This is a genomic window from Methanolobus sp. ZRKC4, assembly GCF_045291305.1.
In the GTDB taxonomy this organism is placed as follows: domain Archaea; phylum Halobacteriota; class Methanosarcinia; order Methanosarcinales; family Methanosarcinaceae; genus Methanolobus.
In genome coordinates, this window is the sequence record NZ_CP146983.1 from 1647407 (window position 1) to 1664040 (window position 16634).

Annotated in this window: 16 protein-coding genes and 1 pseudogene; 11 read left to right on the forward strand and 6 right to left on the reverse strand. The window is 39.7% G+C overall.

The window, feature by feature from the left end; all coding sequences use genetic code 11:
* Positions 1-2: 2 nt before the first annotated feature.
* Both pfdA and ftsY read left to right on the forward strand, forming a co-directional pair.
* Positions 3-440 carry a prefoldin subunit alpha gene (gene pfdA / locus V7O67_RS08565; protein WP_406669865.1) on the forward strand — a complete coding sequence of 146 codons (438 nt, stop codon included), beginning with the start codon at positions 3-5 and terminating at the stop codon, positions 438-440.
* Positions 441-690: 250 nt separating this feature from the next.
* Positions 691-1581: pseudogene (gene ftsY, locus V7O67_RS08570) on the forward strand (signal recognition particle-docking protein FtsY); the annotation flags it as partial.
* A 42-nt stretch (positions 1582-1623) separates the two neighbouring features.
* Here the strand turns inward: ftsY and trpA are convergent.
* The 4 genes from trpA to V7O67_RS08590 all read right to left on the reverse strand — a co-directional run bounded on the left by trpA (position 1624) and on the right by V7O67_RS08590 (position 5388).
* Positions 1624-2400 carry a tryptophan synthase subunit alpha gene (gene trpA / locus V7O67_RS08575; protein ID WP_406669866.1) on the reverse strand — a complete coding sequence of 259 codons (777 nt, stop codon included), beginning with the start codon at positions 2398-2400 and terminating at the stop codon, positions 1624-1626.
* Positions 2397-3611, reverse strand: coding sequence for a tryptophan synthase subunit beta (trpB, locus tag V7O67_RS08580; RefSeq protein ID WP_406657721.1), 1215 nt, complete (start codon positions 3609-3611; stop codon positions 2397-2399). Before trpB ends, trpA begins: the two co-directional genes overlap by 4 nt.
* Before the next feature lie 18 nt (positions 3612-3629).
* Positions 3630-4433 carry an indole-3-glycerol-phosphate synthase gene (locus tag V7O67_RS08585; RefSeq protein WP_406669867.1) on the reverse strand — a complete coding sequence of 268 codons (804 nt, stop codon included), beginning with the start codon at positions 4431-4433 and terminating at the stop codon, positions 3630-3632.
* Positions 4434-4557: 124 nt separating this feature from the next.
* A complete protein-coding gene (locus tag V7O67_RS08590; RefSeq protein ID WP_406669868.1) occupies positions 4558-5388 on the reverse strand; it encodes a hypothetical protein in 831 nt (276 codons plus the stop codon).
* Between the two features lie 136 nt (positions 5389-5524).
* On the opposite strand from V7O67_RS08590, the gene V7O67_RS08595 reads away from it, so the two are divergent.
* Together V7O67_RS08595 and V7O67_RS08600 are read left to right on the forward strand one after the other, a co-directional pair.
* Positions 5525-6334 carry an archaellin/type IV pilin N-terminal domain-containing protein gene (locus V7O67_RS08595; protein ID WP_406669869.1) on the forward strand — a complete coding sequence of 270 codons (810 nt, stop codon included), beginning with the start codon at positions 5525-5527 and terminating at the stop codon, positions 6332-6334.
* A gap of 49 nt (positions 6335-6383) precedes the next feature.
* Positions 6384-7163 carry an archaellin/type IV pilin N-terminal domain-containing protein gene (locus V7O67_RS08600; RefSeq protein ID WP_406669870.1) on the forward strand — a complete coding sequence of 260 codons (780 nt, stop codon included), beginning with the start codon at positions 6384-6386 and terminating at the stop codon, positions 7161-7163.
* A 703-nt stretch (positions 7164-7866) separates the two neighbouring features.
* On the opposite strand, the gene V7O67_RS08605 is transcribed toward V7O67_RS08600, so the two are convergent.
* A complete protein-coding gene (locus V7O67_RS08605; protein ID WP_406657716.1) occupies positions 7867-8229 on the reverse strand; it encodes a hypothetical protein in 363 nt (120 codons plus the stop codon).
* Positions 8222-9007 carry a hypothetical protein gene (locus V7O67_RS08610; protein WP_406669871.1) on the reverse strand — a complete coding sequence of 262 codons (786 nt, stop codon included), beginning with the start codon at positions 9005-9007 and terminating at the stop codon, positions 8222-8224. The genes V7O67_RS08605 and V7O67_RS08610 overlap by 8 nt, the downstream gene beginning before the upstream one ends.
* A gap of 164 nt (positions 9008-9171) precedes the next feature.
* Here V7O67_RS08610 and V7O67_RS08615 point away from each other — a divergent pair, with 164 nt between their 5' ends.
* From V7O67_RS08615 to V7O67_RS08645, 7 genes are all read left to right on the forward strand, one after another.
* Positions 9172-9984, forward strand: coding sequence for an archaellin/type IV pilin N-terminal domain-containing protein (locus tag V7O67_RS08615; protein ID WP_406669872.1), 813 nt, complete (start codon positions 9172-9174; stop codon positions 9982-9984).
* Between the two features lie 56 nt (positions 9985-10040).
* Positions 10041-10820 (forward strand): archaellin/type IV pilin N-terminal domain-containing protein, encoded by a 780-nt coding sequence (locus tag V7O67_RS08620; RefSeq protein ID WP_406669873.1) that lies wholly within the window; start codon positions 10041-10043, stop codon positions 10818-10820.
* Between the two features lie 36 nt (positions 10821-10856).
* Positions 10857-11528, forward strand: a complete 672-nt coding sequence (locus tag V7O67_RS08625; protein WP_342305249.1) for a hypothetical protein — start codon at positions 10857-10859, stop codon at positions 11526-11528.
* Between the two features lie 108 nt (positions 11529-11636).
* Positions 11637-12587 (forward strand): hypothetical protein, encoded by a 951-nt coding sequence (locus tag V7O67_RS08630; protein ID WP_342305247.1) that lies wholly within the window; start codon positions 11637-11639, stop codon positions 12585-12587.
* Between the two features lie 18 nt (positions 12588-12605).
* On the forward strand, positions 12606-14561 hold the full coding sequence (locus tag V7O67_RS08635) for a histone deacetylase (protein WP_342305245.1): 1956 nt from the start codon (positions 12606-12608) through the stop codon (positions 14559-14561).
* Positions 14558-15625 carry a histone deacetylase gene (locus V7O67_RS08640; protein ID WP_342305244.1) on the forward strand — a complete coding sequence of 356 codons (1068 nt, stop codon included), beginning with the start codon at positions 14558-14560 and terminating at the stop codon, positions 15623-15625. The genes V7O67_RS08635 and V7O67_RS08640 overlap by 4 nt, the downstream gene beginning before the upstream one ends.
* Positions 15626-15654: 29 nt before the next feature.
* On the forward strand, positions 15655-16527 hold the full coding sequence (locus V7O67_RS08645) for a hypothetical protein (protein WP_342305243.1): 873 nt from the start codon (positions 15655-15657) through the stop codon (positions 16525-16527).
* Positions 16528-16634 lie beyond the last annotated feature (107 nt).

The window sequence follows — 16634 nt, forward strand, 5'->3', positions numbered from 1 at the left end:
CCATGGCAGGTATGAATGAACAGGACCCTCGGGCACTTGTGATGCAGCATCGGGAGCTCCAGAAGCGTGCAGAGATGATCCAGCAGCAGATGTCCATGGTGAAGATTTCTGCAGATGATTGTGCTAAAGTCCTGACAACAATCGAGGAGCTTGATAATATTGAAGATGGCGCGGAAATGATGTTCCCGATAGGTTCCGGTTCATTTGTATATGCCAATATCGACCATACTGATAAAGCAGTGGTCGATATTGGAGCAGGGCTAAGTGTCGAAAGACCCATTGCGGATGCAAAAGAGATATTGCAGCGCCGCAGGGAAAGGCTAACCACAGCTCTTGACAATATGAACAATGCTCTGCTTCAATTAGGTCAGCAGATGCAGGCCATTGAATCTTTCCTCAATAAGCTTCAGCAAGCTCAGGGGCAAGTAGGTTCCCAGTGAACCTTTTTTTCTATTTTTAAAAACTTTAAGGGTTGTATCAAGTGTTCAATAAACTCAAATCCAAACTCAGTGGCTTCACAGAGAAGTTAGGAAGCAAAATCGATGAAAAGCAGTTGCTATAGAGCCCATAGAAACTGTAGATGACTCACAAGTTCCTCCATTTACTGAGCCTTCTGTTCAGGAGACTGTCGAGGATAAACAATCTACTGCGGAAGACAAATCGGTCCAGAGTGAAACTTCAAATAATAAGAAAGCTGGTTTTGCACAGAAGGCCAAGGCTCTCATGTTCGAGCGGGAGTTCATCCTTGAAGAAGGCGACCTTGAAGAACCTTTATGGGAGCTTGAGATGGCTCTTCTGGAAAGTGACATTGCTCTGTCAGTTTCCGAAGCCATTGTAGAGTCTGTTAAAAGTCAACTAGTGGGTACAAGGCGGCGCATAGGCAAAAACACAGATGATATTGTCGAGAGTGCACTCAAAAATGCCATTTTCGAAGTCATGAATGCCAACATCTTTGATTTCGATGAGTATATAAAAAACGCTGAAAAGCCTGTACATATCGTTTTTTTAGGTATAAATGGTACTGGTAAGACGACATCAATTGCCAAGCTATCAAAGCGCCTGAAGGATCAGGGCTATTCGGTTGTTGTTGCGGCAGGTGATACTTTCAGGGCCGGGGCAATAGATCAGCTTGCAATTCATGCAGACAAGGTCGGAGTAAAAATAATTAAACATCAGGAACAAGGTGACCCGGCTGCAGTGGTTTATGATGCAGTTCAGCATGCGAAAGCCAATAATGTTGATGTAGTGCTTTCGGATACTGCAGGGCGTATGCACACCAACATTAATCTCATGGAGCAACTAAAGAAAGTTTGCCGCGTGAGTTCTCCTGATCTCTTGATATTCGTTGATGAAGCAGTGGCAGGTAATGATGCTGTGGAGCGTGCTTCTCAGTTCAATGATGCTGTTCCTATTGACGGTTCCATTCTCACCAAAACAGATGCTGACGCAAAAGGTGGTGCAGCAATTTCAATTGCCTACATAACAGGCAAACCTATTCTTTTCCTGGGAATGGGTCAGGGATATGATGATCTGCAAAAATTTGATCCACAATGGTTTGTGGATCAACTATTTGCAGAATAATCCCTACTCTTTTCTTTTTTCGTCTAATTTTTCTTGTATTATTTATTGTTTACAACTTTCTTTAAGCTCAAATGCAAGATTTTCCAGCCTATTATTGATATTATCATCTGAAGCGATGAAATTGACGAATGCAGAACCAACAATTACTGCATCTGCTCCTGCTTTAATTAGTTCGGCAGCTTGATCCTTGTTGGAAATTCCAAAGCCTACTGCTTTTGGAACATCAGTATGGATATGTCCGAGTATGTTCTTTGTAGACTCTGCAACATCAACTCTCTCGCCGGTAACTCCAAGTCTTGAGACAATATAGACAAAACCGGAAGTTTTCTCAAGTATACTCTTCATCCTTGTTTCTGTTGTCACAGGAGTTATGAGGAATATAAGGTCGACACCATGCTTCTTACAGGATTCATGCAGCTCATCGGATTCCTCTGCCGGAAGGTCGGGTACAATTATCCCTGTGATTCCTGATTCAGCACAGTCCCTGGCGAACTTCTCAGTTCCTCTCTTGTATATCAGGTTATAATATGTCATACAGACAAGGGGAACATTTTCTTTTATGGATGCAGCCATTTCGAAATACAGGTCAGGATTCATGCCGGCTTCCAGGGCACGGGTAGATGCAGCCTGAATGGTCGGTCCGTCTGCAACAGGATCGGAGAATGGAAGTCCCAACTCTACTATATCTGCACCGCCCTTGACAAGTGAGTGTACTATTTCCTTAGTAGCTTCCGATGAAGGGTCGCCTGCACACACATAAGCAATAAGGGCTTTTTCTTTCTTTCTTTCAAGTTCAGTGAATTTATCTGCTATTCTCACAGGCAAACCTCCTTTTCTTCATTAAGTTCCCTTTCTTCTTTTAATTTGAAGACAGATTCAAGATCTTTGTCTCCTCTTCCTGAAAGATTGATGACGACCAGGTCTCCAAGTTCTCCTGTTTTCGCCATTTTCATAACATAAGCCATTGCATGGGATGATTCCAGTGCAGGAATAATACCTTCCAGCCGGCTCAGTTCATAGAAAGCTTCAAGTGCTTCATCATCGCTAACATTGCATGGGGTAATTCTGCCTATGTCGGCAAGATGGGCAAGTTCGGGTCCAACACCTGAATAATCAAGACCAGCGGATACGGAACTTGATTCAAGTATCTGTCCGTATTCGTCCTGAAGTATTAGCGTATGTGCACCCTGGAGTATTCCCTCTTCGCCAACACAAAGGGAAGATGAGTGCAGTGCCTCCTTATCTGTGGTCTTTAGTTCCTTTCCTCCGGCTTCTACAGGGAAAAGTTTGACTTCTTTGTTCTCAATGAATGGATGGAATATTCCCATTGCATTACTTCCACCGCCTGCACAGGCAACAATGGAGTCGGGATAACGTCCTTCCTTTTCCATGATCTGTTCCTTGACTTCTCTTCCAATCACGCTCTGGAAGTCACGTACAATCATTGGGTATGGATGCGGTCCAACTACGGATCCAATGAGGTAATGTGTATTCTCAACATTGGTTACCCAGTCTCGGAGGGCCTCATTGATTGCATCCTTAAGAGTCATTGAGCCAGACTTTACGGCATGAACTTTGCATCCCATAAGTTCCATTCTGTAAACATTCATATGCTGACGCATGACATCCTTTGCTCCCATATAGACCTCGGATTCAAATCCCATGTTAGCTGTGGCCATGGCAGTTGCAGTACCATGTTGTCCGGCTCCGGTCTCGGCAATTATGCGCTCTTTTCCCATATATTTGGCAAGAAGTGCCTGACCGAGTGTGTTATTCAGTTTATGGGCTCCGCCATGCACAAGGTCTTCTCTTTTAAGGTAGATTTTGATACCATACTTTTTGCTGAGGTTCTTTGCAAAATAGAGGGGTGTTTCTCTGCCTGCAAATTCCTTCATATAATAGTCAAGTTCCTCAAGGAATTCAGGGTCATCCTTGTATCGATCATACGCTTCTTCAAGCTCTGTAAGTGCCGGCATAAGCACTTCGGGAACGAACTGCCCCCCAAACTTACCATACATCGATCTTTTCATAATCTTTCTCCGTCTCTTTTATTGGTCAAGTGCATCTACAAGCTCTTTCGTTTTGGAGTACATCTCTCCACTTTTGATAATTGATGTCCCTACAAGTACAGCATCAGCTCCGGCATCCATCACTTTCCTGATATCATCGGTGCTGTGAATCCCACTTTCACTAATGATGATGTGATTTGAGTTATTATTACGATCAAATTCTTTTACTATCGGGGCAAGTTTGAGAGTAGTATTCAGGTCAATCTCCAGTGTACTAAGGTTCCTGTTATTGATGCCAATTAATCTTGTCTTTGTTTTCAGGGCTTCTTCAAGCTCTTTTTCATCGTGGACTTCAACAAGTGGCTCCAATCCTTTTGCTATGGCAGCATTTACCATTTCACTAAGATTACCTTCAAGTAATCCTGCTATCAGCAATATGAGATCACTTTCTGTTTCATTGAACTGAATCTTATCAATAATAAAGTCCTTGCGTAATACTGGAAGAATAACATTTTTCCTGACAGCTTCAAGATTACTGATTGATCCGTGGAAAAATCCAGGTTCCGTGAGTACGGAAATCGCAACAGCACCTGCCTTTTGCATTTCACTGGCTATCAGCGCAGCATCATCGGGCAGAATATTTCTTAACTTTTTTCCCGGGGATGCGGGTTTGACTTCAGCTATGACAGCTATTTTATTTTTACATTTTTTTTCGTTTATAGCATCGATAATATCTCTTTTTTCATCCGTATTTTTTAAATTTACCTTCTGTCCAGTATCAGTTTTAATTTTTGAGATTCTGTTTTCAGTAGATTTCACTATATTATTGATAACCGAGTGCATTGAGTAACCACTTGTGTGCTGTAATGTGCAAAGATGTACATGGATGTCAATGTATTTAAAAATATCGGCGCATAGTCCTATTTAATAATGATACTCTATGGCCTTCTTAATGAATAGGTTTGCATTAAGGGTTCCCACTTTTATCTTTTAAGAAGAAGTCTATATTGGGATCTTTCTGTCCATTATAATGAATATCAGCCATATGTTCTTGTATGCCCAGTTTTTCTTGAATCGTCGTCGGTGGGAAATATGCCAGATATGCCAGCACAGTACCTAAAAGAACGAAAAGTCTTGAAAAAACCTGTATTACATCTATGATTGCAATGACGTCTGTAAGCATGAAATCAAAGACAAAAGAGATTGCTACAAGGGGGAGAACAGTTTTGTATCTAAGACGCTTTGGCATCCTTTGTAGCAATATGAGTAACAGTAACCCCAGTATCATTGAGGTAGGTATAACGAAAAGGCCCATGAGGTAAATGTGTATGGCGGCATCACTGTTAATCATGAATATGGAGCCCCATTCAGTCACTACGGGTCCTACTATTCCACTGCTATACAAAAAAGCAAGATAAGCTGCTCCTATTAGGGTGAATATCAGTGCAATATATTCTCCAACTCTTGTGCTACCTGTTATCACATATATTATGAAAAAGACCAGTGGAACTGGTATAAATGCAAACGGAATTGCTGTTATGAAATATAGGGTGGCGTCCATTTCCTGGTTTCCCAAATAAGCAATGAACATCCTCACTGCTGTTGGCAGGTAGGTAAGACCTACGAGTGTCCAAAAAACTACAAGTGAAAAAAGGGCAGGTCTGCTATTCTCACTATACTGTTCATTTTTTGCCAAGAGCACCCATGCAAATGAGATAGATGAGATTCCAATGGCAAAACATATTGTGCTGTTTAATAGAAGTCCTGCACTCATTTTTACCTCAGTATAGTATTTCATTTTTTATATTTATATATTTTCATTGTGCAATTGTGACGAGTTTGTTGTTTGAGATTTCCAACCAAATCTATTTATATTATTTAATTATATAATAGTAATATATCCAAAAATAACTGGATAAATAGGAGGATTGTACATGAAAGCAAATAAAACACAAATAATGAAAAAAGATACTCGAGCTCAGGTGGGTATTGGTACTCTCATTATATTCATCGCCATGGTGCTCGTTGCTGCTGTAGCAGCCGCGGTACTCATCCAGACATCCGGTGTCCTGCAGCAGAAAGCACAATCAACAGGTAAACAGGCAACTCAGGAAGTTTCATCCAACTTGATGGTGAAGAATATCGAAGGTGTCCGTGCAAAGAACAATGCTACATCAATGTCAAGTACCATTGATCTTCTGAAGCTTAAGGTAGGACTTAACGTGGGAAGTGCTCCTGTAGATGTAAATCAGGTAGTTGTTTCAATCACAGATGGGACGACTGCAAACAATTTGGTATATGCTGGAAACACTAAATCATATGCTTCCACAGGTAATTCTGATGGGGAAATGAATCCTTTCAGTTTCTCAAATACAGCTACTAACCTGGCAACCCTTCTGACTGGAAAAACGAATATAAGCGGTGTTGAATTGACAAATTCTCAGAAATACTTTACTGTTGGAAAGATTCGTGATGAGGATGGCTCTTTCTCTCAGGGTGAGCCTGTTATGAATACTGGGGATCTTGTAACTGTATATGTTTCAACTACTTCTGATACTGCAACTCTTTACTCACAAGTTGGAAGTTCTAACGTGAGTGCTGGTCTTGATGATTCCGGTCTCAATCTTGTTCCAAGAGCAACTGTTAATATCGTTCTGACTCCTGAGTCCGGTGCAGCAACAACAGCAGATTTCGTAACTCCCTCTTCATATGGTGTCAAAGAAACTGTATCACTGTATCCATAACAAGGATTTGTGCGATATTTTCGCATTTATCTTTTAAGGAGTTAATAACATGAAAGCAAACAAAAGAATGATGAATTCGGATACAGGTGCTCAAGTTGGAATTGGTACCCTCATTATCTTCATTGCAATGGTACTTGTAGCTGCCGTTGCAGCTGCCGTTCTCATCCAGACATCTGGTGTTTTGCAGCAAAAAGCCCAATCAACAGGTAAGCAGGCAACCCAGGAAGTTTCATCCAATCTTATGATAAAAGACATTGAAGGTGTTCGTGCAAAGAACAATGCTACAAGTATGGCAGATAATATTTCCCTGCTTAAAATGAAAGTTGGCCTTAATGTTGGAAGCTCTCCTGTAGATATGAATCAGGTAGTTATCTCCATAACTGATGGTACTACTACTAACAACCTCATTTATGGTGCAAACGATAAAACATATGGTAATGATATGGCGAACTTCAGTAGTACTGCCACAGGAGCCGCGAATCTGTTGAAAATGCTGGAAGATACCCAGACTACCCCTGGTGACAATGCCAAGTACTTCTATACAATTGGAAAGATTCGTGATGAGGATGGCTCTTTCTCTCAGGGTGAGCCTGTTATGAATACTGGGGATCTTGTTACGTTCTACATTTCGACTGTTGCTGTAGGTGACACTGCTTATACTAAGATGGGCACTGCAACTGTGTCTGCACTTAAGTCCACTGGTCTTGTAATTGAGCCGAGGACTGTTGTTAACATAGTACTCACGCCTGAGGCTGGTGCAGCAACAACTGCTGATTTCATAACTCCGTCTTCATATGGTACCAAGGAAACTGTTCAGCTCTATCCATAAGGTGATATCTATCACCTTTCTTTGTAACTATTCAGCCTACCACAATTAGCCTATTGATACTGATTTAATCAAAACGGAGATGTTTGCTCACTAACAACCTAAGAATCAAAAAAGCAATCAATGGCAACAATCAAAATTAATGATCCTAATAAAATGTAGGTCTCAACTTTTTGTCAAGATTGCTATTGATAGTGTTTTTATCAGGCTGAATAGTTACCTTTCTTTTTTCATTTATCTCTTAAGCACTTTAATGCTTGTATTCAGGTTTTTTTGATTAGCGTATCAATTTTTTATTACATTATTCAGTTCGTTTTACGATATATTGCAAAATGTGTGAACTTTGTTCAGTGTGCACTGCTGATAATTCTCAGACCTATTATTACCTGATCAATACCTTGTTTCACTAACGTGTAAGTATATTGATATTATATGGCATTGATTCCTTTATTTGGTGCGTTAGTAGAAGTTCATGAACATGGGGAAGGATAATAGCCACTATGCATGAATACATTTTTGTTTCCAATATTTTAGTTCGTCACCTTTTTTAATCAGGCGGAGGTGCTGATTGTTAAAATCACAGATAAGATATCTATTACCGGGTTGTGTATTTTTCAGCAAATCCCACATTTGCTGATTCAGAATAAAAAAGTAATTATTATAAGTAAGTTCGGGCTAAAACAATATATTAAAAAGAGTACCCTTTTCAAGGCATTCTCTCGATAATTTCTTCCATTCTCTTATTTTTCTTGTAGAATGCAGTTGTATCTTTGAGGAAGCCGGAAGCAGTGAGGCCCTTATCTGTGATTATGTATCCGCCGCGCTTTACTTTTTCGGCTAGCCCCTCTAACTGGAAAACTGTTTTCATTTTGCTGCCTATGCTGCCTTTATCGGCAAACTGGTCGGTGTATTCGCGGATCTCTGCAAACTCTGTAATCTTTCCTTCATTCTTCCCAAGCACTCTGAGAATGAGGCGGTATTGTATATCTCCCGGACCCTGGTGTATGCCCAGTGACTGGTAAAAATCTGCAACTTCCTGCTCAAGGTTAACATCAATTTCCTCACTCATTGATATCTACCTCGTCATCTTCCAGTTTGTCATCGTAGAATTCGTACTGGTACTTTTTTATTCCAAGTTTTTCCTGTAGATTCATAGGTGGGAAATATGCAAGGAATGCCTGTACGGTTCCTATAAGGACAAAAATTCTTGCTGCGAGTTGCATCACATCAACAAGTGTGATCATATCTGTGAGCATGAAATCAAATACAAAGGAAATTGCTACCAATGGAAGTGCTGTACGGTAGCGGAGTCTTTTTGGCATGCGTTGAAGGAATACGAGAAACAGAAGTCCAATGATCATTGCGGTGGGTATTACGAAAAGTCCCACCAGATAGATGTTTATTGCAATTTCACTGTTGATCATAAAGAGGGATGATACAGTTGAAACTTCAGGCCCGATAACTCCTTTTGTGTACAAAAAGGTCAGGTATGCAAATCCAAAAAAAACAAAAAGTAATGATGTGTAACCACTTATTTTCTGGTCTCCAATGATTACATAAAGAATGAAAAAGACCAGTGGAACTGTTACAAAAGAGAACGGGACTGCTGCAAGATTATACATCAACAGGTCAAGTTGACTGTTGTTGTAATATGCAGCAATCATCCTTATTGTTGTGGGAAAATATGTAAGGCCGACCAGTGACCACAGTACGACAAGTGACCATAGTGCAGGTTTGCTTTTTTCACTATGCTCTTTCTTGCTTCCGGCAAGCACCCATGCAAATGCAAAAGAAGAGATTGTTATTGCAAAACATATGGTTGCATTTAGTAATAGGCCCGCATTCATTTAATCCCTCATATACTTTTATTTATACATTGTTAATATATAATATTTGCTAATTCTGTAACTTTAATGTTTGATGTTTAATATTTCCAACCAATCATTATATATATATCATTTGTTTATATAAAAAATAAATACATATTTTTGTATTTATAGGAGGATTGTACATGAAAGCAAATAAAACACAAATAATGAAAAAAGATACTCGGGCCCAGGTGGGTATTGGTACTCTTATCATATTCATCGCCATGGTGCTCGTTGCTGCTGTAGCAGCCGCGGTGCTCATCCAGACATCTGGTGTCCTGCAGCAGAAAGCACAATCAACAGGTAAGCAGGCAACTCAGGAAGTTTCATCCAACCTGATGGTGAAGAATATCGAAGGTGTCCGTGCAAAGAACAATGCTACATCAATGTCAAGCACCATTGATCTTCTGAAACTTAAGGTAGGACTTAACGTGGGAAGTGCTCCTGTAGATGTAAATCAGGTAGTTGTTTCAATCACTGATGGAACAACTGCAAACAATCTGGTATATGCCGGAAACACCAAATCATATGCTTCCACTGGAAATGATAATGGTTTTATGACTGGTTTCACTACGGGTGCAAGTGTGAATTTGGTAACTCTTCTGACTGGTGTAACTAATGTAACTAGTGAATTTAACAACTCTGATCATTATTATACTGCAGAAAAGATACGTGATGAGGATTCATCTTTCTCTCAAAGTAACCCTGTGATGAACACCGGAGATCTTATTACTGTATATATTGCAACTACTTCTGATTCAGCAGCTTCTACAGGTTATTCTACAGTAGGTAGTTCAGATGTATCTACTGGTGGGCTTAATCAATCAGGTCTTAATCTGGTTCCAAGGACTGTGGTAAATATCGTTCTGACTCCTGAGTCCGGTGCAGCAACAACAGCAGATTTCGTAACTCCCTCTTCGTATGGTGTTAAAGAAACTGTAGCACTGTATCCATAATGTATTTCAGATATGCAGTGGTAACCCATTGCATATTTTTATATTGAGGGGTTCTAATGAATTCTGATGTAAAGCTTTTAAAGAATAACACTGCCCAGGTTGGAATAGGTACTCTTATCATCTTCATTGCAATGGTCCTGATTGCAGCAGTAGCAGCATCTGTTCTGATCCAAACTTCTGGTGTTTTGCAGCAACAGGCACAGTCTACTGGAAGGCAGGCTACTCAGGAAGTCTCGTCCAATTTGGTCATTAAGAGTATTGAGGGAGTTCGTGCTAAGAATTCGTCAACAGTTATGTCTTCCGATATTTCACTTTTAAAGGTGAAGGTTGGATTGAATGTGGGGAGCTCTCCAGTTGATCTGAATCAGTTGATAATAACTTTGTCAGATGGTTCAAACACAAATGATCTTCTATATGGCAATAACGATAAAACATATGGTAATTCCATGGCTAACTTTTCGTCATCTGCGTCAGCAAGTGCGAATCTGGGTAAGCTGTTAACGGGTACTCAGGCTAGTCCTGGTGATAATGCAAAGTACTTCTTTACCGTGCAGAAAATAAGGGATGAAGACATTTCTTTTTCTCAGGGAAATCCTGTAATGAATACCGGTGATCTTGTGACGATCTATATATCCGTTGTTTCTGATACTGACCTTTCTTATACGACAATAAGTGGGGTATCAACTTCGGGTGATCAGAAAGATTCCAATCTTGATATTGCTCCTCGTGCTTCTGTTAGCATAGTGATGACTCCGGAAGCTGGAGCTATGACGATTGCGGAATTTATTACTCCGTCTTCATATGGTACTAGAGAAACGATACAATTATATCCATAAGGTGATTATATTCACCTTTACTTTTTGAGGGTTAGTATGTCAGAAAAGATTCTTTTAACACTTTTTATTGTGATTTCGTTATTTTTCATTTCAAATGTAACGGCTGAAGCCTCATTTACGAACGACTTAAATATTCAGGATACGTCAGTTGATTTTGTCATTAATGAATTCTACACTGGTGTTGATGCAGATGTTTTCAGAACCGGTCTGGATGTTGATGAAAATGGTGAAGTAAGCACACTTGAAGTAGATATGTTCGTAAATGAGTTTGCAACAAATAATAGTGGTCGATACCTTGGATATATTATTATTGACGATGGTGATATACCTCTGTCAATAAGCTCTTTCAACCTTGAAGTGATGGGTGCTGAAGGTTCTGTGGGTAGTTCTGAAATACGTGTTCAGACTAATATACGCTATAACTTATCAGTTTCTTTGGCAACAGGAAAACATAGCGTATGGGTACTTGGACATCCATCTATAGAACGCATGTCAATTTCCATTCCACAAGGCACACAAATCTTAAATGTTGACGGGTTGGATTATCTCGTGCAAAGCAGGCATGATGGCCGGGTGCTACTTGAAGGTCGTAGTGGGATACGCTCTTATATAACAGAAGGACGCCAGACGTTCGAGTATGCTGTTTCAATTGATACTTATAAGTCTTCTTTTATTGCAGACTTATCTTTATTTCCTTCTTTATTTTGATGACTACTTTTCTAATACATATTATATATTTATATAATGGATATAATTAAGTACTATGTGTATATTATATTAAGTTGATAATAATATTCTATTACCTCAGGTGCTTAAATGAAACACAAGTATTGTTCTATGATCTTATTGTTCGTTATCCTGATTAGCATATATAGTAGTGGTTGTGTCAGTAAATCTCCTGAAGAAGAGGTTCCTTCGAAAGTGCTTGTTTTTTTAGACGCTATCAATGAAGGTGATTATAATACTCCTTTTAGCATGTATCAGGGTAAGGATTTTCTTGCAACTGCAAGTATTAAGATGAGCTTTGAGAATAAGGGTATGGAACCAGGAAGTATTGCAGAGAGCACTATCATTTCCCAGGATATCGTTGGTGATCTTGCGGTCGTAAAAGTTGAATGTTCAGTATCCACACTTGATCTTTCAGGAAACGCGAAAGGTGCAAATATCGTTCCTGTTTATTTCAGATTACAGAACAGTGAATTAGGCTGGGTAATAACGCGGGTTTCTTTTACTGTGCCATTGACTCTTGAAAATTCTGAGACTGTGGATATTGAGGTTGAAGGCACATCAATTGATGTAATTGTTGATAATGCTCCCCTTATAAGTGTACTTGCTTTTGCCATGCTTGGGTCAGGAGTCTATCTGGACAAAAAGGACAAAGCTAAGAAAAAGGAAAATAGCCGCACAATAGATGTTTCAGGCGCAGTTCCTATGCAAAAAGAGGCCATTGCGCAATATGTCAGGTTCGTCCCGGCACAACAGGTTACTGTTGGCAATGCTACAAGCATTGATGTCTGGGTCAAGAATTTTACTCAAAAACCCTATGTTAATTTTGCAATGAAAGCTAAATTTGGCAGTTCTCTTGAACCGGAGAAAGTAGATCTCTTTTTTAATAACATTGCTCCAGGTGAAACTGCAAAAAGGACATGGATAGTAAAACCTAAACTTGCTGGCTGGGCATCCATCGAAGAGCCAACTGTGGTATTTGAGTACATGGATACAAAATATATCGGTGTGCTTGATCCTGTATGGATGCAGGTCCAATAATAATTGGGGGGCATATTGATGTCATCAGATAATAATGAAGCAGGAGATTCTTCAAAGAACGTTTCTACAGATATTATGAAAAAACTGAATGATGCATTTTCCTCTTATCTTGATGGAAGCGAATCAATAGCAAAAGAGACAGATACATCAGAAAATGATTCTCTTCTTGAATTGGTGCGTTCTGGTATAGCTGAAAAACAAAGTCATGTTGAAGAGGCTGACCATGAGGGAATCGATGTAGACATCCCTGCAAAAGAGATTGTTAATATTGAATGTGAAATATCGGTTTTTTCAGAAGATGATGAGCCTGATAACATTAATGTCAACACACAAGTACCGAGTGTTCTTTCCGGTGTTTTTGATGATGTTCAATACCAATCTGTTGAAATTGAAGTAAATGAAACAGATGACACTGCAGAGGATGAAGGGGAATCGCACTACTTAGAAGTTGTTTCCGATATTTTGAAAAAGACTCCTAAAGGTTTCAATCCTTCATTTTCTATGGTTGAAAATACCAGTTCATCTGATACTCCATTGCATGTGCACGATAAACCTGGTTTGAATGAATCAGAACTCAAACTATCCAAGATTTCTGGTTCTGAAAAGGCAGTTTTATCTGCTGCTATTACAAAAAAACTACAGGAACAACCTGTCAAACCCAAATTGGAATCAGAAGAACCACAGGTCAAGAACAATGATGCTGGAATTGTGTCATCATCTCCAGTTCCTTCCTTTACTATATCCTTTGAACCAAAAGAAACTACAATCATTGGTAAATCGAAAGTGCAACAGCCTAAGAGCGCTTCGCCTATCTCATCTTCTTCAGGTATTTCGGAAAATGTAAAGGCACACAGGGTTTCAGAAAAGCCAAAGGAAAATGTTCCTGATAATCCTACAACGATTGCTTTCCTTTACAACAAGGATCATAGAAGTCACGATGCTGCTTCTTTGTCCATTAATACTCATGAGAAACCTGAGCGTCTGATTAAAGCTATGTGGTATCTGGAGAAGAATAAGGTCTTCGAGGATGGCACATGTACATTTATTGATAAATTTGAGATGGCCGATGAGTCTGATCTTTTGAGGGTGCACGATGAATCATATATCTCATTCGTTCGTTCCTATGCAAGTGCAGGCGGAGGTTTTTTAGGTGATAGTACTTACATGACTTCCACATCATACGATATTGCAAAGATGGCGGCTGGTGCAGCTATGAAAGCCGGTGATCTGCTTATGGATAATAAGTTCTCTCATGCTTTTGTATTAGCGCGTCCACCTGGTCATCATGCAAGTTCCCAGAAGTATGGGGGTTTTTGTCTTTTCAATAATGCAGCGATCCTTGCAAAATACCTGCAAAAGCGCAGGAATGTGGGAAAAATACTGATACTTGACTGGGATGCCCATGCAGGCGACGGTACTATGGAGATATTCTATGAAGATCCGACTGTCATGTTCCTGTCAGTTCATCGGGATCCTCATGGTTTTTACCCTCGTAAAGGGTTTAGTACCCAGACAGGGGAAAATGCAGGCAAAGGGTACACTTTGAATGTTGAAATGCCAGAAGGTTCCGGCAATGATGAATATATGCTGGCGTTTGATGAGACTATTGTACCTATGATCAGTCAGTTTGCTCCAGAGATAATTATATTCAGCTGCGGCTTCGATGCATATTATCGGGAAAAGAATATTGGTTTGATGTTGGATTCAGATGGTTATCATCAGATGACAACAAAGGTATGTTCAGTGTTTTCTGGCCCAATGGTCTTTCTGATGGAAGGTGGCTATCATGATTTCAATGGCCAGCTATGTCATAGTGTTCTTAGTTCCCTTCATGGGAATCCCAATCCTGTAAGTGACCGTCAGGAAATCTCAAGCTATAAGATGAATCAGCAAAAGCAAATATTTGCCGCCACACAAAAGAAGATAGAAGAATCGAAAAAGCATAGCCCTATTCTTTCCTTGCAGGTGTCATGATGGTTCATGTTGGTCTTACTATTAATGAGAGTCACTACTTGCACGATTCATTGCTTAATGGTTTTCCCTGTCCTGAAAGCCCATCCCGCTTAAAGGATATTCTGGAATATTTGGAATCAACAGGTCTACTTGATGGTGACAGGTGTCATATATTTGAATCACAGCCCGCAATAGTCAGGGATGTTTTGCGAGTTCACACAAATGAATATGTTGAATTTGTAAAGGCATGCACAAAAAATTCTCAGCTAAGTCTGGGTAAAGATGTATATTTATGTCCTTCTTCTTTTGAAGTACTGTTAGATGCTACAGGATGTGTTCTGAATGCAGGTGATCTTGTTATTACTGGCAAGTGCAAGCATTCTTTCGCTCTGATACGTCCGCCTGGTCATCATGCTGGCCCTGCTACTTCCAGCGGATTCTGCATTTTCAATAATTCCGGAGTACTTGCCCGCTATCTTCAGGAAGTGCATGGACTTGAGCGAATTGCAATAGTAAATATTGACGCCCATGCTTCTGATGGTACTCAGTCGGTATTTGAAGCTGATCCCAGCGTCCTTTGCATATCTATTCACCAGGACCAGTCAACCCTTTATCCTTACAAGGGTTTTATCCGGGATATCGGTGTCAGGCCTGCACTTGGGTCTTGTATTAATATGGAGATGCCTCCTGAAGCAAGCAATCCCGAATATAATGTCTTCTATGATGAAGTGGTGGAAAAAGTACTAACAAAATTCGATCCGCAAATCGTTATACTTGAATGTGGTTTTGATGCTTATCATAAAGATGCTCTGACAAAACTGAATCTTACAATTGATGGGTACTACCAAATTATATTTAAATTAGCAAGTAAATGGAGCATTGTATCTTTGCTGGAAGGCGGTTATCATGATGATCTTGGTCTGCTAACATCAGTAGTCCTGAGGGCATTGGCTGGTGAAAACAACATTACGGATGATATGGACCTGATAGACCTGCTTGCTTCAAGGCATGTGAAAACCAGGGAAGATTTCAATAATAACTTGGCCCTTCTGAAAATGAGATTAGGTCCATACTGGGGTTTGTGAACCCTTACTTAAAAAAGGTAGTTGATTAAATGTTTGAACTTGCAAGAACTGATGATGGCATATCCTTTTGTAAACTTGAACATGCTTTTGAGCTTGACAAGTTACAGATAGGGGAATTCAGTTACTTCAGGAAATATCTTGGTATGGCTGATTATTTCGCAAATTTCCAAAGCTGGCTTAAAAGACCTACTGTGGCATTAGTACTGGCAATATCAGGTAACACTGTTGTTGGATGGTCCATGAATGAAAAATGGAGTTCTCCTTCAAGAGATGGGAAACCTGTTTATGTTTTACGTGGTATTGAGATCTCTCCACAGTTTGCAAGGAAAGGTATGGGAAAGAATATGTTTTTCCTTATATCTAATGTGCTCCTTGGTCATGTTATTACAAAGCCTGTAAATAAGACTGCAAAATTATTCTTTGAATCCCTCGGTTTTATAGATCCATCTGGTAATTCTCTGGTAAATCTTAGTGATCATCCAGGTTATCTGATACTTAAAGAGAATAAGAAAGAAGCACTTTCTTATGATGGTATTTCTTTGCTTGATGAGAATATAATGTCCTGTAAGATTAAGTTGTTCCCAAAAGAGATGTGCCTTGAGGCTGCAAAAAAGGAAGCTGATCCATCATCAACATCCAGATGTACTTTAATTGAGGATACTGTTGCAACTACTGAAGATGAAGGGGATGTATTACTGGAGCCAGAGGATAAAGGGATTTTTGATTCGCAGGAATCTTTTATCTTTGACGGCAAATTCATAGGGGGGCAAAAAATGATGTCTCCTTGCAAATGTGGTCATTGTTTAGTGCATAAATATCAGGTCACTAGTAAGAGGAAAGGCACTGCTTTTATTTGTGCTAGTTGTAATGTTGAAAGGTATTTCCTTCCACTTAAGAGTTAATTGAGTAGTATATTTCTTTTTCTTTCCGCACAATTTTTCAAGTATAAGGCTGTCCATTTTGTTTTGACTTGTAGAAATCCTAAATATTCTGTTGACTAGTAAGTAAA

Coding starts and splice junctions, on each gene's coding strand:
- V7O67_RS08605 (WP_406657716.1), bottom strand. CDS start 8,229: ATGAGTGAGGAAATTGATGTTAACCTTGAGCAGGAAGTTGCAGATTTT.
- V7O67_RS08590 (WP_406669868.1), bottom strand. CDS start 5,388: ATGAAATACTATACTGAGGTAAAAATGAGTGCAGGACTTCTATTAAAC.
- V7O67_RS08625 (WP_342305249.1), top strand. CDS start 10,857: ATGTCAGAAAAGATTCTTTTAACACTTTTTATTGTGATTTCGTTATTT.
- V7O67_RS08595 (WP_406669869.1), top strand. CDS start 5,525: ATGAAAGCAAATAAAACACAAATAATGAAAAAAGATACTCGAGCTCAG.
- trpB (WP_406657721.1), bottom strand. CDS start 3,611: ATGAAAAGATCGATGTATGGTAAGTTTGGGGGGCAGTTCGTTCCCGAA.
- V7O67_RS08630 (WP_342305247.1), top strand. CDS start 11,637: ATGAAACACAAGTATTGTTCTATGATCTTATTGTTCGTTATCCTGATT.
- V7O67_RS08585 (WP_406669867.1), bottom strand. CDS start 4,433: ATGCACTCGGTTATCAATAATATAGTGAAATCTACTGAAAACAGAATC.
- V7O67_RS08645 (WP_342305243.1), top strand. CDS start 15,655: ATGTTTGAACTTGCAAGAACTGATGATGGCATATCCTTTTGTAAACTT.
- V7O67_RS08600 (WP_406669870.1), top strand. CDS start 6,384: ATGAAAGCAAACAAAAGAATGATGAATTCGGATACAGGTGCTCAAGTT.
- pfdA (WP_406669865.1), top strand. CDS start 3: ATGGCAGGTATGAATGAACAGGACCCTCGGGCACTTGTGATGCAGCAT.
- V7O67_RS08640 (WP_342305244.1), top strand. CDS start 14,558: ATGATGGTTCATGTTGGTCTTACTATTAATGAGAGTCACTACTTGCAC.
- V7O67_RS08620 (WP_406669873.1), top strand. CDS start 10,041: ATGAATTCTGATGTAAAGCTTTTAAAGAATAACACTGCCCAGGTTGGA.
- V7O67_RS08615 (WP_406669872.1), top strand. CDS start 9,172: ATGAAAGCAAATAAAACACAAATAATGAAAAAAGATACTCGGGCCCAG.
- V7O67_RS08610 (WP_406669871.1), bottom strand. CDS start 9,007: ATGAATGCGGGCCTATTACTAAATGCAACCATATGTTTTGCAATAACA.
- V7O67_RS08635 (WP_342305245.1), top strand. CDS start 12,606: ATGTCATCAGATAATAATGAAGCAGGAGATTCTTCAAAGAACGTTTCT.